Source organism: Acidobacteriota bacterium (genome assembly GCA_016715115.1).
Taxonomy (GTDB): domain Bacteria; phylum Acidobacteriota; class Blastocatellia; order Pyrinomonadales; family Pyrinomonadaceae; genus JAFDVJ01.
Genome location: JADKBM010000004.1, coordinates 974,843 through 994,943, shown reverse-complemented (window position 1 = coordinate 994,943; position 20,101 = coordinate 974,843). Strand labels below are relative to the sequence as shown.

Annotated in this window: 14 protein-coding genes and 2 riboswitches; of the genes, 5 read left to right on the top strand and 9 right to left on the bottom strand. The window is 55.2% G+C overall.

Translation table 11 applies throughout. The features are described 5' to 3' along the window. Positions 1 to 49 precede the first annotated feature (49 nt). The 4 genes from IPN69_06600 to IPN69_06585 all read right to left on the bottom strand — a co-directional run bounded on the left by IPN69_06600 (position 50) and on the right by IPN69_06585 (position 5,489). Complete coding sequence (locus IPN69_06600; protein MBK8810392.1) at positions 50 to 2,449, bottom strand: TonB-dependent receptor; 2,400 nt, start codon at positions 2,447 to 2,449, stop codon at positions 50 to 52. 34 nt (positions 2,450 to 2,483) lie between these two features. Then, a riboswitch (cobalamin riboswitch) is annotated at positions 2,484 to 2,682 on the bottom strand. A 24-nt stretch (positions 2,683 to 2,706) separates the two neighbouring features. After that, positions 2,707 to 3,477, bottom strand: a complete 771-nt coding sequence (locus IPN69_06595) for an ABC transporter ATP-binding protein (GenBank protein ID MBK8810391.1) — start codon at positions 3,475 to 3,477, stop codon at positions 2,707 to 2,709. 138 nt (positions 3,478 to 3,615) lie between these two features. After that, positions 3,616 to 4,590, bottom strand: coding sequence for an iron ABC transporter permease (locus IPN69_06590; GenBank protein MBK8810390.1), 975 nt, complete (start codon positions 4,588 to 4,590; stop codon positions 3,616 to 3,618). Beyond that, positions 4,587 to 5,489, bottom strand: coding sequence for an ABC transporter substrate-binding protein (locus tag IPN69_06585; GenBank protein ID MBK8810389.1), 903 nt, complete (start codon positions 5,487 to 5,489; stop codon positions 4,587 to 4,589). The genes IPN69_06590 and IPN69_06585 overlap by 4 nt, the downstream gene beginning before the upstream one ends. Positions 5,490 to 5,620: 131 nt before the next feature. Beyond that, a riboswitch (cobalamin riboswitch) is annotated at positions 5,621 to 5,798 on the bottom strand. 159 nt (positions 5,799 to 5,957) lie between these two features. On the opposite strand from IPN69_06585, the gene IPN69_06580 reads away from it, so the two are divergent. The 3 genes from IPN69_06580 (at position 5,958) to IPN69_06570 (ending at position 10,085) form a co-directional block, all read left to right on the top strand. Next, positions 5,958 to 7,253, top strand: coding sequence for a glucose-1-phosphate adenylyltransferase (locus tag IPN69_06580; protein MBK8810388.1), 1,296 nt, complete (start codon positions 5,958 to 5,960; stop codon positions 7,251 to 7,253). Between the two features lie 142 nt (positions 7,254 to 7,395). Beyond that, positions 7,396 to 8,769, top strand: a complete 1,374-nt coding sequence (locus tag IPN69_06575) for a DNA/RNA non-specific endonuclease (GenBank protein MBK8810387.1) — start codon at positions 7,396 to 7,398, stop codon at positions 8,767 to 8,769. Positions 8,770 to 8,900: 131 nt separating this feature from the next. Continuing rightward, complete coding sequence (locus IPN69_06570; GenBank protein MBK8810386.1) at positions 8,901 to 10,085, top strand: VWA domain-containing protein; 1,185 nt, start codon at positions 8,901 to 8,903, stop codon at positions 10,083 to 10,085. Between the two features lie 217 nt (positions 10,086 to 10,302). On the opposite strand, the gene IPN69_06565 is transcribed toward IPN69_06570, so the two are convergent. The 3 genes from IPN69_06565 to IPN69_06555 form a co-directional block, all read right to left on the bottom strand. Next, positions 10,303 to 11,484 carry a VWA domain-containing protein gene (locus IPN69_06565; GenBank protein ID MBK8810385.1) on the bottom strand — a complete coding sequence of 394 codons (1,182 nt, stop codon included), beginning with the start codon at positions 11,482 to 11,484 and terminating at the stop codon, positions 10,303 to 10,305. Between the two features lie 121 nt (positions 11,485 to 11,605). Then, on the bottom strand, positions 11,606 to 12,721 hold the full coding sequence (locus tag IPN69_06560) for a beta-lactamase family protein (GenBank protein ID MBK8810384.1): 1,116 nt from the start codon (positions 12,719 to 12,721) through the stop codon (positions 11,606 to 11,608). Next, a complete protein-coding gene (locus tag IPN69_06555) occupies positions 12,718 to 13,707 on the bottom strand; it encodes a Gfo/Idh/MocA family oxidoreductase (protein ID MBK8810383.1) in 990 nt (329 codons plus the stop codon). Before IPN69_06555 ends, IPN69_06560 begins: the two co-directional genes overlap by 4 nt. A gap of 54 nt (positions 13,708 to 13,761) precedes the next feature. Between IPN69_06555 and IPN69_06550 the strand changes: the two genes are divergently transcribed. Next, positions 13,762 to 15,255, top strand: coding sequence for a glycosyltransferase family 39 protein (locus IPN69_06550; protein ID MBK8810382.1), 1,494 nt, complete (start codon positions 13,762 to 13,764; stop codon positions 15,253 to 15,255). 800 nt (positions 15,256 to 16,055) lie between these two features. On the opposite strand, the gene IPN69_06545 is transcribed toward IPN69_06550, so the two are convergent. Next, positions 16,056 to 16,985: a threonylcarbamoyl-AMP synthase gene (locus tag IPN69_06545; GenBank protein ID MBK8810381.1), complete on the bottom strand. Its 930-nt coding sequence runs from the start codon at positions 16,983 to 16,985 to the stop codon at positions 16,056 to 16,058. Positions 16,986 to 17,113: 128 nt separating this feature from the next. Between IPN69_06545 and uvrC the strand changes: the two genes are divergently transcribed. After that, positions 17,114 to 18,958: an excinuclease ABC subunit UvrC gene (uvrC, locus tag IPN69_06540; GenBank protein ID MBK8810380.1), complete on the top strand. Its 1,845-nt coding sequence runs from the start codon at positions 17,114 to 17,116 to the stop codon at positions 18,956 to 18,958. A 175-nt stretch (positions 18,959 to 19,133) separates the two neighbouring features. On the opposite strand, the gene IPN69_06535 is transcribed toward uvrC, so the two are convergent. Continuing rightward, the gene (locus IPN69_06535) at positions 19,134 to 19,973 is read right to left on the bottom strand and encodes a pyrroline-5-carboxylate reductase (GenBank protein ID MBK8810379.1); all 840 of its coding nucleotides are present in this window, start codon (positions 19,971 to 19,973) and stop codon (positions 19,134 to 19,136) included. Positions 19,974 to 20,101 lie beyond the last annotated feature (128 nt).

The window sequence follows — 20,101 nt, the reverse complement described above, 5'->3', positions numbered from 1 at the left end:
CAAAAAATCGCCGGCACGTGCGCAAGCGTGACTGGACCTGCGCTCCAGTCTAAAACCCGAAACTCAAACCGATCCGCCCGTTTCGGCCGGCGGTCCGAAACCCATTCTCATAATACTCGTGATCGAACAGGTTTTCCGCCGTTCCGAACAACCGCAGACTCATTTTGTCGTTCCGGACCTTGAACGTGTAGCCGGCGGTCAGATCGGCGCGCCGGTTGCCTTTGAATTGAAAGACGTAGGTCCGGAATGTCGAGTTGCTGAAGATCGGCGCGAGGTAGTTGCTCGTCGCGAGCAGATCGAAGTTAACCCAAAAGTCCTTATATCGTTGCGTCGCGACGACGGTGAACTGATGCGCTGGAATCCCGAGCGTCTCAATGGACGGATTTCCCGTTACCTGCGGGACGCGCTGATCGCTGTTCGTGAAAGTGTACGAAGCCGCAATATCGGTGGACCTCGTCGCTTTGATGTCGGCGCTGAATTCGCCGCCGCGAGCGATTCCGCCTTTCGTGTTGACGTAGCCGCCGAACGGTCGAGTCGTCGTTCCGATATTCGGAACTTCGTTTCCAAAGCCAATCGTCCGGTCCAGTCGCGTATAGAAGTAAACGGCGGAAAAAACGGCACGGTCTTTAATCGCCCGCTGTTCTATGCCGACGTCAAACGCGAGCGTCTTTTCGGGTTCCAAGCCAGGATCGCCAAGCGCGACGAACGCCGACGAGAACGAACTGAAGAACGTCCCGAATCGCTCATAAAGACTTGGAACGCGATAGCCGTTCCCGATATGCGCCCGCAACTTGGTTTTCGATGTTTCGAAATAGTAGGAGACAGATCCGTCGACCGTGTAAGCCGTCGGCGGCCGCTGAAGCTCGATCCGTTGATAGGGCCCGTTGGCGCGGCTGAAACTCGGCACGTCGAGATCGAAGAACTGAGTCCGAAAACCTCCGGCAAGCTGCAAACGACCGTCAAAAAAACTTGCGAGATCCTGGACGAAAACGGCGCTGCCCGACTGTTTCGCCGTCGTCGAGAAATTCCCGGTTCCGCCCGGCGTAAAGCCATCGTTTCGGAATCTTTCCGATTCGAACTCATAGCCGAAGCTCAAGGTGTTGGATCTCGTCGGCGTCCATTTGAATTTCGCGCCGGCCGTCTGAACCGCGCCCTCGAAAACCGATTTCGACGCCGATTGAAAACCGGTTCCGAGCGGTCCGTTCTCGTTCCTTCGCTCGGTTGACAAACCCGAATAGAAAGCTTCAAAAATGAAATCGCTCGTAAATGCCTGCGTCAGCACCACTTGGCCATTGTAGAAATTCGAGCGCTGCCGGTTATCCGGATCGTTCGCGTCCGCGAGAAAGTTGATTCCCGGATTTGCGAACAAGATTCCGGCATTCGAATTCGGCGGTGTCCCGAAAGTGTCGGGGCCGTTATTGAGTTTCACGTAAGCGTCGGAAGCAAACAGCCGCGCCGAAATGCTCGTTTTCGAAAAAGGATTGAATTCGACGCGTGTCTGAAAATTCGTGTTGTCGGCGCGATCGTCGCCGTCGATCCCTTTGGTGTAAGCGGTTCGGGACAATCCCGCCGTGAATCCGAATTTGCCGCCGATCATTCCTTTCGAAATATTTCCGCGAAAACGTCCGAGACCCAAACCGCCGAATGCGCCGGAAAGACTTCCGTGCCAATCTTTCTGCGGCCTCGGAGTCTGGAAATCGATCGTTCCTCCGATCGCGTTCGTGCCGTAAAGCGACGATCCTGAACCGCGCAGGACCTCGATCTTGCTGACGCTCGTGAGTGTAAAATCGCTCAGGAACGCCGACGCATCACCTGAGATCGAGGATGCGTCGCGAAAGCGAATGCCGTCGATCAGAACCGCCGTGTCCTGATTCCTCAATCCGCGCGATTTGATGCTTGCCGTTCGTCCGAATCCGCCGAGTTGCTGGACCCGGAATCCCGGAACCGAGCGCAAGGTCTCAACCAAAGCGAAGTCCGCGCGGTCACGCATTTCCTGGGCGCCGATGACGCTGATCGATTTCGAAACCTGTTCCGCGACTTGAGCGGAATCGGCCGCGATCGTCACGAACTCCCGGATGCGGAATGAACTCTCGTAAACCGCCAAAGTTAACTTAAGATCGATCGTTTTGAGTTGGCCGACTTTTACGGTCACCGTGCCAAACGCTCCGCCGAGCGCCGCTCCGACGAGACCCGGTCGATCCTCCGGCCCGCGCTTTTCCGCCCAGAGCTGATAGGTTCCCGGTTCCAGATTCTCGAACCGATAGACGCCGTTGCTGTCGGTACGGGTAGTGATAGTTCGAGTCGGATTGGATGATGTGGTGAGTTGCACGACCGCGTCGCCGGCCGGTTGGCCGTCAAGAAAGACCGTTCCCGTGACGGTCGCGCCGGTTTGCGCCGAAATTCCGGCGCAAAATATCAAAGCGAGCAATGCTGAAAATAATAATTTCACTGTTTCTCCCTTTCCGCCCAACGCGGAAATCGGTAAATGGCCAGGCAAACGAAACAAAGTTCCAGACTCAACCGATTTTGGAACTTAGATTGGGGATTTTGGATTGTTCGAACAATCCAAGGTCCCGAATACACCAAATCGGATCACTGTTGCGTGGGCAGTGTCGGAATTTCACCGAACTTCCTTTGCATCGTCTGCTTCCAATGTTCGGAGTTCCGGTTACAGCGGGACGGGCCGGCTGTAACCATAACTCAGAACTAATAAACGGTCGTCACTCTGACGTTGCGGCTCACCGGATTCTCGTCCAGCAAGACGTTTACGTCGAAAACCCTCTGAATATTTTCACGCGTCAAAACCTCGCGCGGTGCGCCTTTTGCGACGATCCGACCGCGTTCGAGCAGGATCACTTCGTCGGCGAACTCGGACGCCAGATTCAAATCGTGCGTGATGATGATCGCCGAAGACTCACACGTTCGGCAGCGTTCGCGGACAAGCCGGAACATCATCGCCTGATGCGCCAGATCGAGATTCGCCGTCGGTTCGTCGAGCAGCAAGATCCGCGCCTCGGTCGCGAGCGCGCGGGCGAGCACGACGCGTTGGCGTTCACCTCCCGACAATTTATTCATCAAGCGGCTTTCGTAACCCTTGAGATCGCAGAGTTCAAGAGCGGTTCGCGCAACGCTGTGATCGGCTACGGATTCCCAGCCAAAAGCGGCACCGTGCGCGAATCTTCCGGCGAGTACGAACTCAAGCGCCGAAACCGGGAAACTGGTCTCGGTTTCTTGCGCCACCACGGCAACCATCCGCGCGATCTCGCGGCGGGAATAATCGGCCAGTCGGCGATCTCCGAGCAAGATCGTTCCCGCCGCGAGCGGAAGCGTACCGTTAAGCGCTTTCAGCAACGTGGTCTTTCCGGCGCCGTTCGCGCCCACGAGCGCGATGGTCTTTCCGGGAACGAGCTCCAGCGAAACGCCCGAGACGATCGGCGTTTCAGCGTAGGCTACGGAAATGTTCTCAACTGATAGCATCGATGAATTTCGGATTTGCGATTTTGGATTTGGGATTGCCGCAGATTCCGGATACTTCAGAATTCCAGATTCCAGATTCCAGATTCCAGATTCCCTGGACCGCAATCGCAAATCACAAATCCAACATCCCAATTCCTTTCACGTCTTGCGCAAAAGATATATGAACAACGGTGCTCCGATGAGCGCCGTGATCGCGCCGACCGGAAGTTCGCGCGGCGCAATCACCGTGCGTGCGAACGTGTCCGCGCAAAGTACGAAAACGGCGCCGGCGACCGCCGAATACGGAATCACAAAACGATTGTCACTCCCGACGGTCAAACGGATCAGATGCGGGACGATCAGTCCGACGTATCCGACGGATCCGCTCGCCGCAACCGACACTCCGACGAGCGCCGCTGCCGTCGAAAAAACGATCAGCCGAACGCGTTTTACCTCGACCCCGAAATCGAACGCGTCGCGCTCACCGATCATCATCAGGTTCAAGGCGCGCGCCTGCGAGGTCAGGACGATCGTTCCGATTACAACGACGACAAGGGTCACATAGAACCCGCCTTTCGTCGCCTGCGAAAGATCGCCGAGCAGCCAGAACGTGAATGAGCGCAGCCGCGTCGCATCCAGCATCGACGTCAGCAAGACTATGATCGACGACAAAAAGGTCGTCACGATGACGCCCGAAAGAACGAGCCGTTCGACATTCATTCCGGCGCGCGACTGCGCCATTTGATAGACCGCGAACGTCGCCAGCGCGGCTCCGCCGAACGCCATCAACGGCCGGACGAATTCGATATCCGCAAAAAGCACGAACGCGAGCATCGTGCCCAACGCCGCGCCGTTCGAAACACCGAGCAAATACGGTTCCGCCAAAGGGTTTCGGAGCAGCGCCTGCAAACTCGCGCCCGCGACCGCAAGACTCGCGCCGACCGTTGCGCCAAGCAAAACTCGCGGCAGTCTGATATCGAAAAGGATGGTCGAATCGGTTGCGCTTAGATCGGAAAAGTTCAGTCGTTCGCTGCCGAAAAAGGCGGCCAGCGCCAAGGCGCCGACGAGCAGCAAGATCAGCACACCGCCGAATCGGCGCGGTCTTGCGAAATTTTGCGCGGCGTCAACTCTCACTTCTTAAAGATCTCCGGATGGAGCGCGGCCGCGATCTGTTCAAGCGCATCGACCGCGCGCGGTCCCGGGCGCGACATCACGTCGGCGTCGATCCGGTAAACACGCCCGCCCTTCAACGCGCGCGAGTTTCGAAACACGTCGGACGGCTCTTTGTTATCGCTGCTGTCGGACAGGATGATCACCTCAGGGTCGAGCGCCAAAGCCGATTCTTTGCTGAGCTGCGCGTAAGCCTTTTCAATGTTCGCCGTCGCCGAAATTCCGCCCGCGCGTGCGACGAGATCGGTCAGATACGAGTCTCGCCCGATCGTGAATAGAGACTTGTCGAGTTGGACGAGCACCTTCGGTTTAGTCGCCTTCGCGGTTTTTGATTCGACCGCCTCGACACGCGCCTTCAGATCGGCGATCAACTTTCCGGCAGACTGCGACTTGAAAACTGCGCCGATCTTTTCGATGCTCTTGTAGATTCCTTCGAGGGAGTTTGGATTTGTCACAAAAACGGCTATCTTTTGCTCGTTCAGCGTCTTTGTGAAGGTCTCTAGTTGTGAAGCGGTGGAGACGAAGACAACGTCGGGTTTGAGCGCGATGATCGATTCGATGTTCGGCTTGAGAGTATCCCCGACCTTCTGAATACTTGCGGTTTCGGCCGGGAAATTGCAGTAACTCGTCACGCCGACAAGCCGGTCGCCCGCACCAACCGCGAAAACGATCTCGGTCAGATTCGGGGCAAGCGAGACCGCGCGCGTCACTGTATCGGGCAAAACGACGAGGTTGTCGAGGTCGTCACGAACCGCGCGACCGGCATTTCCCGGTTTAGTTTCCGCAATCGGAGTCGGTGCCGACCCGCAGGCTGCTGCAAACGCGATCGCGACCAATGCAACGATCTTCAATGCAATTTTCATAAACAAAAACCCTGTCCGGTTTCGTTAACTCGCGACGACGCGAATGACAAAATCCGGGCAGGGTTCTTCGTTCAAAAATGGAACTGAAAATCGATGCGTTTCTTGAGCCAACCGTCTTTGCGCGAGACTGTTTCGGCTAAAATACTTGTGACAGGTTTTCTGACTTCGATATTTCGGATTTGTGAATTGTGATTTCGGATTTTAGTTCAAATCCGCAATCACAAATCGCCATTCCCAAATTCGTTCACAGTGGCGCGACCGTGCGAGCATTTCACTCGACTTACCCTGATCAAAAGCGTTTTAGTCTTGAAAGAACCGGCCTGTCCCACGACAGGTGAAAGGCAAATTATCACGCTTTGCCGGAAAAAGTCAAAGTTGGTTCGAAACGCTTGAAATTGTTCATCGAGAACGGCTATTGTAAAGACAGAAATTGACAGTTATTCTGAAGCGTTCGATAGCAATAACCTTATGTCGCAATACGAAAATGTCGTGTCGGTGATTCTCGGCGGCGGAGCCGGAACGAGGCTCTTTCCGTTGACAAAAGACCGTGCCAAGCCGGCGGTTCCGCTTGGTGGGAAGTACCGTCTGATCGATGTTCCGGTATCAAATTGCATAAATTCGGGAATCACGCAGATTTTCGTACTCACGCAGTTCAACTCCGCTTCGCTCAATCGGCACATTTCACGGACGTATCGATTCTCGTCGTTCTCGACCGGATTCGTCGAAGTTTTGGCGGCCGAACAACGCAAGGATAGCCCCGACTGGTTTCAGGGAACCGCCGATGCCGTCAGGCAGATGATCCCGCACATTCGCGACTTCAAGGTCGATACGGTTTTGATCCTTTCGGGCGATCATCTGTATCGAATGGACTACCGCAAGTTCCTCGAACGCCATTACGAGACGAACGCAGATGTCACGATCTCGGTGATTCCCTGCCGTCCGGACGAGGCCGAAGGCTTTGGACTGCTGAAGACGAACGCCAAGGGCAAGATCGTCGAATTCAAGGAGAAACCGAAAGGCGATGAACTCGAATCGATGCGCGTCGATACGACGAATTTTGGTTTGACCGGCGAACAAGCTGCGGCACGTCCATATCTGGCGTCGATGGGGATCTACATTTTCAATTACGAGCGTCTCATCGAGCTTTTGAGCGAGGACGACGGACGAGTCGATTTTGGCAAGGAGATCATTCCGGAATCGATCAAGCGGCTCAACGTTCAAGCGCATTTCTTCAAGGGCTACTGGGAAGACATCGGAACGATCCGCGCCTTTTACGACGCCAATCTCGACCTTGCCTCGCCGCTTCCGAAGTTCAATTTCTTCAATACCGAAGATCCGATCTACACGCGTACGCGCTATCTTCCGCCATCCAAGATTCACAACTGCGACATAGACAACTCGATGGTCAGCGAGGGCTGCATCCTGAGCGGTGTGTATGCGCGAAGATCGATCATCGGACTCAGGTCGAGAATCGATCACGGCACACGCATCGAGAATTCGATAATAATGGGCTCGGACTACTTCGAGTCGCTCGAGGATCTGACGCGGAACGTCGACCGTCAGATTCCCCATATCGGGATCGGGAAGAACACCACAATCGTCCGCGCGATCGTCGACAAAAACGCGAGAATCGGTGACAACGTCCAGTTGATAAACAGGAATAACGTCGAGACCGAGGACGGAGTCGGCGGGAGCTACTTTATCCGCGAGGGCATCGTCATCGTGCCGAAAAACGCATATGTGAAAGATGGAACGGTCGTGTAGAAGCGGCCGTTTTTTGATTTCGCGTCAATTCAGATTACAATTCACACGGATTTCCCCAACTTGTAACAAAAAGGTCAGTTAATTAAGACAGAGTAGTTCTTTTGGATTTCAAATCGAACAGGAGATAATTGTGAAAAAACGAATGTTCGCGGCGACCGCCGCGTTGGTCGTAATTTGGGTTGGCGCCGGCTTTTTGAGCTTCGGATCGGCTGCCGCTACGCTTTTTACCGAAGGATTCGAGGCCGGCGGAAAAACCGCCTATGCCGCCGGGAACATCGCGCTCGGCAGCGGAAGTTGGTATCTCGACGATGCGCTGACCGGCAATACCGTGAGTGACCGGAAAACGGGGTCTTACTCGGCGCGGGTCAGAAACATCGGCAAGGTCCGAATGAACTTTAACGCCGCAAGCGCGGGAACGGTTTCGGTTCAGCACGCAAAGTATGGAACCGACGGGAACAGTACCTGGGAACTTTGGCGTTCGACCAATAATGGCTCGACGTGGACCAAGGTCGGCGCGACCGTAACGACAAGCTCGACGACGATCGCGACGGCGAGTTTCACGGTCAACAACGCGACGGCGATCCGTTTCGAAATTCGGAAGATCTCGGGCGGGACCAATCGGATAAACATCGACAACATTTCGATCACCGATTATGTCGCGGCAACTCCAACTCCGACACCGACCATAACACCGACGCCGACGCCTCCGACTTCGAACAGCGTTCATCTGACGATGGGAAATCCGTCGAATGCTACGACGGATGCTCTCCAACCGACCAACTATTTGATGGAAAAATCGCAATACGCAATGTCGTATCATCGCGACAACGGCCGTCCGAACTGGGTTTCGTGGCATCTCGACACGAGTTGGCTCGGCTCGACTCCGAGGCAGGACGACTTTCGTGCCGATACGACTTTGCCGGCCGGTTGGTATCAGGTTCAGGGAACCGATTTTTCGGGATCGGGTTACGACCGCGGCCATATGTGCCCGTCCGCCGACCGCACCAAGACGGTCGCAGACAACTCATCGACGTTTCTGATGACGAATATGATCGCGCAAGCGCCGACGAACAATCAGCAGACTTGGGCCAATCTTGAGAGCTACAGTCGCACGCTCGCCAATGGCGGCAACGAACTTTACATTATTTCGGGCGGCCAGGGAACTAGCGGTTTCATCGCCAACGGCAAGGTCGCCGTTCCTTCATTTACCTGGAAAGTCATAATGGTCCTGCCGGCGGGAACGAACGATGTTTCGCGTGTTACCAGCGGAACTCGACTGATCGCCGTTTGGATGCCGAATACTAACAGCGTCGTCAGCGATTGGCGCACATATCGCGTCAGCGTCGATTATGTCGAATCGTTGACCGGTTACGATTTCTTCTCGAACGTTCCGGACGCGGTCGAAGCGCAGATCGAATCGGTCGTCGACAACCAGTTGATCGAAGACTGGGAAATGATGCCGGACAAGGCGGCGATCGAGGAAAATCTTGCGTCGTCACCAGACAAGAAATACTGATCACGATTTGAATCAAACGACAGGCGCCGATCTTGCAGGGACCGGCGCCTTTTTTAATCATTCGCCCTAAGTGAACATTGCATCTTTTCAACTCCGTCGAAGCATCTTATAGTCTTATCACGAGGTACCCGATGAAATCGACGATACTCATTTGCGCGACGATCTGTTCCATTTTTTCCGTTCTGAGCCCCGCTCAGTCGCGACGGGTTACGCCCGTCAGTGGTGAACAAACGAAAAAGGTCAACGAACGAAAGCCCTCGCTTACACAGCTTCCGACACCGACGCCGACCCCGGAAGAAGCCGACGAAAACGCTGTAACAGACGATTCCGACGTCATCACCGTTGCAACCGAACTCGTCACGATTCCCGTCAAGGTGCTCGATCGCAGCGGGCGTTTCGTCGGCGGCCTGACGAAAGAGAGTTTCACCGTTCTCGAGGACAACGTGCCGCAGGAGATCGCTTATTTTTCCAACGAGCAGCAGCCTTTCACCGTCGCGCTGGTTCTAGATATGAGTTATTCGGCGAAATTCAAGGCCGAAGAGATTCAGGCGGCGGCGCTCTCGTTCATCAACCAGTTGCGGCCGAATGATCGGGTTATGATCGTCTCTTTCGACGAGGAGGTTTTCGTCAATTCAGAGCCGACAAACGACCGTCGGCGGCTTCAGAGCGCGATCAAGCAGACGAAGATCTCGACCGGAACAAGTTTGTATGATGCGATGAGTCTGGTGTTTGAGAAATTCAAGAAGATCGACGGACGCAAAGCGATCGTCCTTTTTTCTGACGGCGTCGACACGACAAGCAAGAAGTCGGCCGATTTCTCAAATCTGCGCGACGCGCTCGAACTCGATTCGCTCATCTACCCGATCCAGTACGACACGTATTACGAAGTTCAGGCGATGAAAAATCAGAAGGTCACGGTGCCGCCCGGAAAGAGTCCGGTCCCGGGACGCGACGACAAGAATCCGTTTCCGTTTCCGTTTCCGACAAGCGGTGGAATCGGCGGCGGCGGTAGCGGGACCTTCGGGGACAAAGGGACGACGAGGGAGGAATATCAACGCGCCGACGAGTATCTGAACGAACTCGCGAACCGGACCGGCGGACGTCTTTATCCGGCCGCGACCACCGCCAACCTGACGGCGGCATTCACGAATATCGCCAGTGAACTCCGTGCTTACTACAGTTTGGGTTTCTATCCGAAAGAAGGCGCGGTCCCGGGCACAAAACACAAGATCAAGGTAAAGATCGACAAACCCGGCTTCGCCGTCAAAGCCCGGAGCAGCTATTCGGTCAAGAACAACGAGAAAGCGAAGAAGTGAGAAGATTGCCGCCGAATCCAAGCCGAGATATCAAGAATTCCAAATTCCAGCTCGGAATTCCACGTCCGAGATTCCAGGAATTCCGAAACTGAGATTCCAGGAATTCCAAATTCCAGGAATTCCAAATTCCACGAATTCCAAATTCCACGAATTCCAAATTCCACGAATTCCAAATTCCGAGAATTCGAAATTCTAGGAATTCCAAATCCGAAATCTGTTACTTTCTGCCGATAACGTAACTTGTCTTCGCCTTGACGACGACGTTCGGGCGCATCACGCGGACCCGGATCTGGCGGCGTTCGCCGGGCTGGCCGGCTTTTTCGGGATAGTAACCGATCGAATACTGCCGGCGAAGCTCTTCGGAGATCCCGAGAAACGCGGCGTCGAGATTGTTGCGCGCTTCAAAGCTCCGCCCGCCCGAGTTGCGTGCGAGGTCTTCGAGATAACGTTTTCCGGTTTCGTACTCCGCCGAGCTTGATCCGGCGCTTCCGCCGCCGCGTCCGACCCGGACGTTTCCGCCGCCGAGAATGACGCCGATGATGCTTCCGATCCCGCCGCCCGACGGTTGCCGCCGCGGATAATTCGTTCCGCCTCCGCCGTAGCCTCCGTTCATATCGCTCATCGTGTCATAACGGATCGGATAGAAAAGTGCATCCGACTCTTCCGATTCGCGGATCGTGGTCTGATAATTCGCCCGCCGCGAAGTCGTATCAACGCCGTCGGTGAACAGGACCACTGCCTTTCGTCCGTCGATCAAGCGAAGCTGTTGTTTGAGAACGAAATCGACTGCCTCATAAAGACTCGTGCCGTCACCGAAGCGCGACTGCCGGATCGCATTCTGCAAAACGCGCCGGTCTCCGGTGACCGGACTCAGCACGTTAACCTTGTCGTCAAAAGAGATGACCATCACTTTGTCGTCACGCCGCAACTGGTTCACAAACGCGATCGCCGCATCCTGGATCTCTTCGATCTTGAACTGCGTCGACGGACTGACGTCGATCATCAAGATCACCGTGAACGGTTGCTCGACCGACTGAAAATACTCGACACGCTGCTGTATCCCATTTTCAAAAACCTGAAAATCGCGCTGCTGGAGTCCGGAAATGAAACGGCCGTCGCGGTCCAGGACCGAAACCGGCATCGTTACGAGATTGGTTTCGACCTTGATCACCTCATTGTCGTCTTCAACGACCGTCGTCGTTTCACTCGGCGTCGGCGTCGATGTGGTTTGTCCGATCAAAACCGGCGCCTTTTTGTCGTTTTGCGCCGTCGTGCCGCCCTTCAGGACCGGCGGCGTCGCGGATGTCACGACGCGTGGGCGTGAAACCGTGCCGGACTGGGCCGCGACCGTCAGACCGAACAAACAGATTCCAACCAAAATCAATCCAATTCTTTTCATCGCTTTTCGAACTCCAATTCTGTGACCCTTTTGCGGAATCGCGAATTTTTGATTGTATTGATTGAATTTTAGATGTCCTGAATTTTCTGTTCGAACCCGGTGTGGGACTTTCGGAATCGGCCTAACGGCCAAGATCTGCAACGGCAAGTTCGTGAAATCTGCGCCGGACCGAATTGAGAAGAACGAACGGCAGTGCGTGCGCGTGCGTCCGGTTGGTCAGGAGAATGAAGATGCGTGCGGTTTCAGGTTCGATCCAAAGCGATGTTCCGGTGAATCCGAGGTGTCCGAAACTGTCCGCCGACAGCGATCGCGAAGCCGTCGATTCAGGCGTTTCGGCGAGCTGAAAACCGACCGCGCGCGCTTCGTTCAAACCGGGTGTTAGGTTTGTCCGGAAAAGCCCGCAAGTGCCGGGTTGGAGCAGAACGGATTCTTTCGCGAGAAACTGCTTCGCGATCTCGCGGATTTCCACAGCTGTGGAAAACAGTCCCGCGTGACCAGAAACTCCACCCATAAACCAGCAATTGCCGTCGTGGACCTCTCCCCAAATAATCTGTTCCCGGAATGGCGAGAGGTGATCTGAGATCTCGTAGCCGAGGTCGATGCACGTTTTTCGCTCGTATTCGTTGCCGATTTCGCTCGCCGCGATTCGGTTTTTAATTTCGGCCGGAGGGTTGTAGAACGTGTCGCGCAAACCGAGCGGTTCGAAGATCTCCGACTTCGCAACCTCGTCGATTCGTCTTCCGTATATCCTCTCGATCACAAATGTCAGGGCAAGAAAGTTCAGGTCGCTGTAAACGATTTTCGTCCCGACCGGATTCTCGCGCGGCTCGGCAGCGATGATCTTCAGAACTTCGGATCGGTCATCCGTCAGCAAGTAAAACGGAAGCCAGGCGCGAAAACCGGAATCGTGAACCAGAAGATTCTTAAAAGTGACGTCGCGTTTGTCTCCGGAATCGAATTCCGGAAGAAACTTCGCCAGCGGGTCGTTCAAGCCGATCGTGCCATTTTCGATCAGCTTTGCGGTCAAGATAGTCGTCACCAAGACTTTGGTGAGGCTTGCGACGTCATAGATCGTATCGACGCGGGCCGGAATTGAAACAGGTTCAACGACCGCCTTTCCAATCGCGTCTTCGAAAACGATCTCTCCTTTCTCGGCAACCAGATAGACTGCCGACGGAAAGTCGCCGGCTTCGATGCGCGTTTCAAGAAACGCTGAAATTTCAGGCAGTTTTCTCAAACGTTCAGTCGGTTTCGATGCGCATCGATCTTATCCAGAACTCCGAGCGCGAGGCTCAGAGCACGGCGGCCGTCCTCGGCCGTGATCGGCGGCGGCGCGTTGTTTGCAACGCAATCGAGAAATGCCGAGATTTCGGCGCGAAGCGGTTCGACGTCTTCGATCGCGAGCCGGTTTATCGAAATGCCGAGCAGTGGATGCAACTCGTTCGGCGCGAGACTCGTTAGCGACGCAAACTTCGTCCCGTAATCGAGAACAACGTAAGAATTCGATTGATAAAATCGGGTTTTGCGGATCTTCTCCGTTCCAACCCGTGACGCGGTAATGTTCGCGACCGCGCCGTTCTTGAATTCGATCCGAGCATTCGCGGCGTCGACTTTGTCGGATATCACGGGAATACCGACTGCACGAATCTCGGAGACCTCGGATTCGACGAGCCATTGAATCGCGTCGAGGTCGTGGATCATCACGTCGAGCACGACGTCGACGTCGAGCGAGCGGTTAGGGAACGGCGAAACACGGTGGATCTCGAAATAGAGCGGATTCGTCACGTGCGGACGGAGCGCGACCATCGCCGGATTGAATCTCTCGAGATGTCCGACCATCAGTTTCGCGCCCGATCTTCCGGCCGCTGCGATCATCTTGTCGGCCTCATCGAGAGTCCTCGCGATCGGTTTTTCGACCAATACATCGACGCCTTTTTCGAGGAACGCACAAGCGATATCGCAATGCGTTTCCGTCGGCGTGACGATCGAAACCGCATCGACCCTGTCCAGAATCTCTCGCCAGTCGGTGAAATAATCGCAGTCGTTCGTTTCGCCGATCAAACGTGCTTTTTCCTCATCGGGATCGCAAACTCCGACGAAAGTTCCGATTCCCTCACGCGCGAGTTCGGCATAGTTGCGAGCGTGATGCTGACCGAGCGAACCAACGCCGATGACGGCGGTCCTGATCGTGCGAATTTTCGATTCTGCGTCTGAAGCTTGCATTTGAATTCAAAATCTATTTCAGTAGTAAATACATTCTCTATTAACTTTAGCGAAATGACAAAAGATACTCCGAATCGCAAAACCCTATATTTCGCGCTCGGTTTCACGGTGCTGATCGTTGCCGTTTACCTGACCGGACTGTCAATTCCGTTGCTCGGTCCCGACGAACCGCGCTACACGCAGGTCGCTCGGGAAATGTTCGAACGCGGCGATTGGGTAACGCCGAAACTCGGTGGTTTCGATTGGTTCGAGAAACCGGCGCTGCTCTATTGGCTGCAGATCGCGTCGTTCCATATCTTCGGCGTTTCGGAATTCGGCGCGCGCTTCGGTTCGGCGCTTTTCGGACTGGGAACGGTCTTTTTCTTGTGGCTTTTCGGCCGGTCGGTCGGTGCCGCCGAAGGTCGAGACTTCGCGAAATGGCTGGCGCTGATCTCAGCCTCGTCGCTTGGATTGATGGTGTTTTCGCGCGGCGCCAGTTTTGATATCATCCTGACATTTCCGATCGCCGCAGCGTTGGTTAGTTTCTTCATCTGGGACGAGCGAACTCGCTGCGAAGAATCGGGCGGCGGGAAATATCTGGCGCTCTTCTACGTCTTCACCGGCGTCTCGCTGATCGCGAAAGGACTCGTCGGTATCGTATTTCCATACGCGATCGTAGCGTTTTATTTTGTTTTGAGCCGCCGGATGCCGTCGCGGTCACTCATCATCAGTCTGTTTTGGGGAACTCTCCTATGCGTCATCGTCGCCGGTGCTTGGTATTTCCCAATGTATCGCGATAACGGCTGGAAGTTCGTCGACGAGTTCTTCATTCAGCATCATTTCCAGCGCTATACGTCGAACAAGTACCTCCACCCGCAACCGTTCTGGTTCTTCTGGGTTGTGTTTCCTCTGATGACGTTTCCCTGGTTGCCGTTCTTTCTGGGTTCGGTCTGGACCGCGGTCAGTGGCCTGTTTCGTCGCAACGAGGAACGTCCGACGCGCAAGCCGTTCGTCGTTTTCGCTTTTGCCTGGATGCTCGTGCCGCTCGTGTTTTTCAGTTTTTCAGGTTCAAAGCTTCCGGGATACGTTCTTCCGGCGCTTCCGGCGGCGCTGATCCTGACGGCGATCCCGATCGTCAGGTTTGTCGGAAAGTCCGCTTTGCGGCGAAATGCCGTTGTCTCGATCGCGATTCTGATGCTAGTGACGGTCGCGATTCTGGCAAGATTCGTCGTCGCCGACTTCATCCGTGAAGAAACTGTCTGGCACTTGGTCGCAACGGCGAATGAGCGCGGTTACCGAACCGAGAAGATCATAAATATGCACGCGATCTCGCATTCGGCGGAGTTCTACGGTGCGGGACGCCTCGTGCGCGAATCGGATGGAAAGCAGCGCAAGTTCTTCGGGGTCTCCGAGATCCTGGAGCATATGGATCGGACCGGTTCGGACCAGGTTTTGGTGATCGTTCCGCAGGTCTATCTTTACACGTTGATGAAGCCCGAACTGATCCGGACCGAAGTTCTCGATGACAACGGTGAAATGGTCATCGCGATCGTCAAACGAAACAGGTGAGAAGTTCTTGCCGCGTCCCTAAGACACGCGAAAAGAAAAGAAGCCGGATTTTGACGCGAAGTCCGCCTAAGAAACTTCGTGCAGCTTCGTGCTCGTCGTTGATTCAAAACCGTCCGAAAGCGGCAACCACCGAGCGACACGAAGACACACGAAGCTGTTTTTCGACGCGAAACCCGCCTAAGAAACTTCGTGTAGCTTCGTGCTCTTCGTGGTTTCAAGACCGTCCGAAAGCGGCAAACCACCGAGCCACACAAAGACCTACGAAGCTGTTTTTCGACGCGAAACCCGCCTAAGAAACTTCGTGTAGCTTCGTGCTCTTCGTGGTTTCAAGACCGTCCGAAAGCGGCAACCACCGAGCGACACGAAGACACACGAAGCTGTTTTTCGACGCGAAACCCGCCTAAGAAACTTCGTGTAGCTTCGTGCTCTTCGTGGTTTCAAGACCGTCCGAAAGCGGCAACCACCGAGCCACACAAAGACCTACGAAAAGAAGAGAAACCGGTTCTGGACACGAAACCCGCCTAAGAAACTTCGTGTAGCTTCGTGCTCTTCGTGGTTTCAAGACCGTCCGAAAGCGGCAAACCACCGAGCCACACAAAGACCTACGAAAAGAAGAGAAACCGGTTCTGGACACGAAACCCGCCTAAGAAACTTCGTGTAGCTTCGTGCTCTTCGTGGTTTCAAGACCGTCCAAAAGCGGCAAACCACCGAGCCACACAAAGACCTACGAAGCTGTTTTTCGACGCGAAACCCGCCTAAGAAACTTCGTGTAGCTTCGTGCTCTTCGTGGTTTCAAGTGCTCATTCAGCTGCGCGCCGGAGTCGATCCATCAACGCGCGCCCGATGCCGATCTCCTCCACGGGTTCGCAACAGATCAACTCAATGCCTGCCCGATCGCATTCGCGGAAAAATGCAAAAACCTCCCGGGCGTAGTTCTCGACGCTCGGACAGATCCTTACAGTTTCAAAGTTCCCCATCGGGCGATTCAATCCGATGAACGCCGCCCGTTTTGCCGAACCAAGATCGACACCGATCACGATTCGTGCCGTCGGGGCATAGTGTTTGTGTTTCAATCCGGGACTTCGCACCGACTCATCGGCCGCTGGAACGTAAATTCGCGTCTCCGGAACTACTGCCCGAAGCTGTTCCAGCGAAATCGCACCGGCGCGCAGGACGAGCGGCGTCCCGCCGGTGCAATCGACGACCGTCGATTCGAGCCCGATCTCCGTTGCTTCGCCTTCGAGAATGCAGTCGATCCGGTCCGCGAGATCTTCATAAACCGCCTGCCAGGTCGTCGGCGACGGCCGGCCGGAAAGATTGGCCGACGGTGCGACGACCGGGACGCCACACGCCGCAAGGAACTCGCGCGCCTTCTCGTGACGCGGCATTCTGACGCCGACCGTGTCGAGTCCCGCGGTGGCGATCAAAGGGACCTTCGCCGACTTTGGCAAGACCAGCGTCAAGGGCGCCGGAAAGAACGCATCGATCAGTTTCCGCGCCGCCGGCGTGATCGTTTTTACCAACTGCGCGATCTGCTCAAAACTCCCGACGTGTGCTATCAGCGGATTGTCGGCCGGGCGACGTTTCGCCTCGAAGATCTTCGCAACCGCGTTTGCATTGAATACGTCCGCTCCAAGCCCGTAAACGGTTTCGGTGGGAAACGCGACAAGTCCCCCGCGACGGATGATACGTGCGGCCTCCAAAGCGTCTGATGTCAGCAGTGTCTTCATTGCGGCAATTCTCTATCTTATGCCGCAAGATCGAAATCGCAAGCGCGCGCAACAATCATATGAATAGCAATCGCAATGATTTTCAGACCATCTTTAGTTTTGTCCGTCGATTTCGTAGAATCCTTGATATGACGCTGGAGGAAAAACTCAAAACCCTACCCACCAAATCCGGCGTTTACATTCACAAGAACGCGGAAGGCAAGATCATCTACGTCGGTAAGGCGAAGAACCTCAAGAATCGCGTTCGGCAGTACTTTCAGTCTTCGAAAAACCACGATCCGAAAACGCGCGAACTCGTCAAGCGGATCCGTGATTTCGAGTTCATCGTTGTCGATACCGAAGTCGAAGCGCTCGTGCTCGAGTCCAACCTGGTCAAAAAGCACAAGCCTCGCTATAACATCTTCCTCAAGGACGACAAGCAGTATCCGCATCTCAAGATCACGCGCGAGGCGTTTCCAAAGGTCGTCATCACGCGCAAGATCCAAAAGGACGGTGCGGCGTATTTCGGGCCGTTTTTGCCGGCGAATCTGGCGCGAAAGACGCTCGATCTGATCAACAGGACGTTTCAATTGCGGACGTGCGAGATCGAGATCGACGGCAAACTTCCGCGGCCGTGTCTCGAGTATCACCTGAAACGCTGCCTCGCCCCGTGCGTCAAGAATCTCTGCAACGCCGACGATTACGCGCAGGCGGCCTCGGACGTAAAACTGCTCCTCGAAGGCAAAGACACCGAGCTTGCCGGCGAACTCGAACGCCGGATGTGGCATTTTGCGGAGAACGAGAAATACGAGCTCGCGGCGAAGTTTCGCGACCTTCGGCAGACGGTCCTCGCGCTCGGCGAGAAGCAAAAGATGGCGAGTTCACCCGACCGCGATGTCGACATTTTTGGATTCTACCGCGAAAAACAGCGGCTGGCGCTTCAGCTGTTTACGATGCGCGAGGGCCGGATCGTCGGGCGGCGCGAGTTTTTCTGGGAAGACATCGATGACGAAACCTTCGACGCGGCTGAGTTTCTTGGCGAGGTTTTGGCGCAATACTACACGACCGACTATGTGCCGCTTGAGATTCACGTCCCGAACGACTTCGATGACCGCGCGACTCTCGAAAAGCTCTTGACCGAACGGCGCGGTCGCCGCGTTCACATCTACGATCCGAAACGCGGATCGAAGCGCGAAATGATCTCGCTGGTCGAAACTAACGCGAAGATCGCGTTCGAACAACGCTTCCGCGTTCTCAAAGCCGACCTCGAACGCGTTCTCGAAGAGTTGCAGGAGATTCTCGAACTCCCGCGTTTCCCGGCGCGGATCGAGAGTTTCGATATCTCGAATATCTCCGGTGCGGAAAACGTCGCGGGACTTGTCGTATTCGAAAACGGCAAACCGAACCGCGCGAACTATCGCCGTCTGAAGATCAAGTCGGTGGAGGGCGCGAACGATTTCGCTTCGATGCACGAGGCCGTTCTGAGAACGTATCGCCGGCGCCTCGACGAGCAGAAACCGCTTCCGGATCTGATCTTTATCGACGGCGGGAAGGGCCAAATATCATCGGCGGCGGCGGCGCTCGGCGAACTCGATCTCGAAGCGCTTCCGATCGTCGGATTGGTCAAGCCCCCGCGCCGTCACAGTGAGATCTCGCACCTCTTGCCGTACGGGCGCGAGGACGCGGCCGTGCCGTTCGACCCGAATTCCTCGGCGATGCGCTTCGTCCAACAGATTCGCGACGAAACGCACAAAACCGCCGTGGAATACCACCGCAAACGACGCGAGATCCGCGACTTCACATCGGAATTGACCGCCATTGCCGGAGTCGGCGAAACCCGGAAGATGAAACTCTTGCGAAAATTCGGCTCGATCGAAAAGATCGCGCAGAAAACCGTGGAAGAATTGAAGCCGGTCGTCGGAGAGCAGACCGCGACCGCGATCTTTGATCATTTCAAGCGTCAGCGTGAACTTGCGGCCAATCACGCCAGGTGATGTCGATCGCGTCGAATTGCCACGACAATCGGCCGGGACCTATCAACTATCAGTTATCAACTATCACCTATTCCGAATCACCAGGCCACAGTATTTTAAGAGATTCGACCTTTCCAACGACTGATAAATTCGGAATAGTTGATAACTGATAGTTGATAGGTCCCAGCGAAATCGATCACTTTTTGCCGAGGGCGACGGCGCGTTGATAGGCCGCGTAGACGGCTTTCGACAGAACCGTTCGCAGGCTGCCTTTTTCCATTTGATAAATCGCGTCGGCCGAAGTCCCGCCCGGGGACGTGACCATGTTTCGGAGTTCGGCCGGATGTTTGTGCGACTCCATCGCGAACAGAACGGAGCCGAGCATAGTTTCCTGGACGAGCTCCTTCGACATTTCGCGCGAGAATCCGAGATGCACGCCGGCGTCGGTCAACGCTTCCATCACCATAAAGATGTACGTCGGGCCGGTTGCCGAAAGCGATGTCGCCATATCGATCATATTCTCGGTTTCGACGTGAAGTTCTTTCCCGAGCGCGGAAAGAAGCGTTTTGACGCGCGCCTTTTCGTCTTCCGAGACGTTCGGCGTACAGGTCCACGCAGTCATTCCGGCACCGATCTGTGACGGCGTGTTTGGCATCGCGCGCACGACCTTGCGGCAATCGAGGGCATCGGCGATGGTTTCGATCCGCGCGCCGGCGATGATCGATACGATGAGTTGATCGGACTTCGCGACACCGTTGAGTTCATCGAGAATTCCCTTGATCCGCTGCGGTTTGACGCAAAGAAAAACGCACGAATCGGCCGCGTCCTGCACCTCGCGGACGGCGTCTGAGTTTTTCTCGCACACCGTGATGCCGTATTTTTCCTGAAGTTCGTTGCGCCGTCCCGCCCGCGGGTGGCTTGCCGCGATCTGATCCGGCGTGACGAGTTCTTTCCGCAAAAGTCCGGCGATGATCGATTCGGCCATCACGCCGCAACCGACGAACGCGAGTTTTGTGCTTGCGAGTGTTTCTTTCATAATAAGTAAATTGTAGTTCGTAAGCTGCGACGCTTCAATCCCGTTCGATTTCCAACGCGATCGAAAGGCAAATCTGCCGATTTCCAGACTTAAAAATAGAAAAATCCTGAGAATCTACTTACAATAAG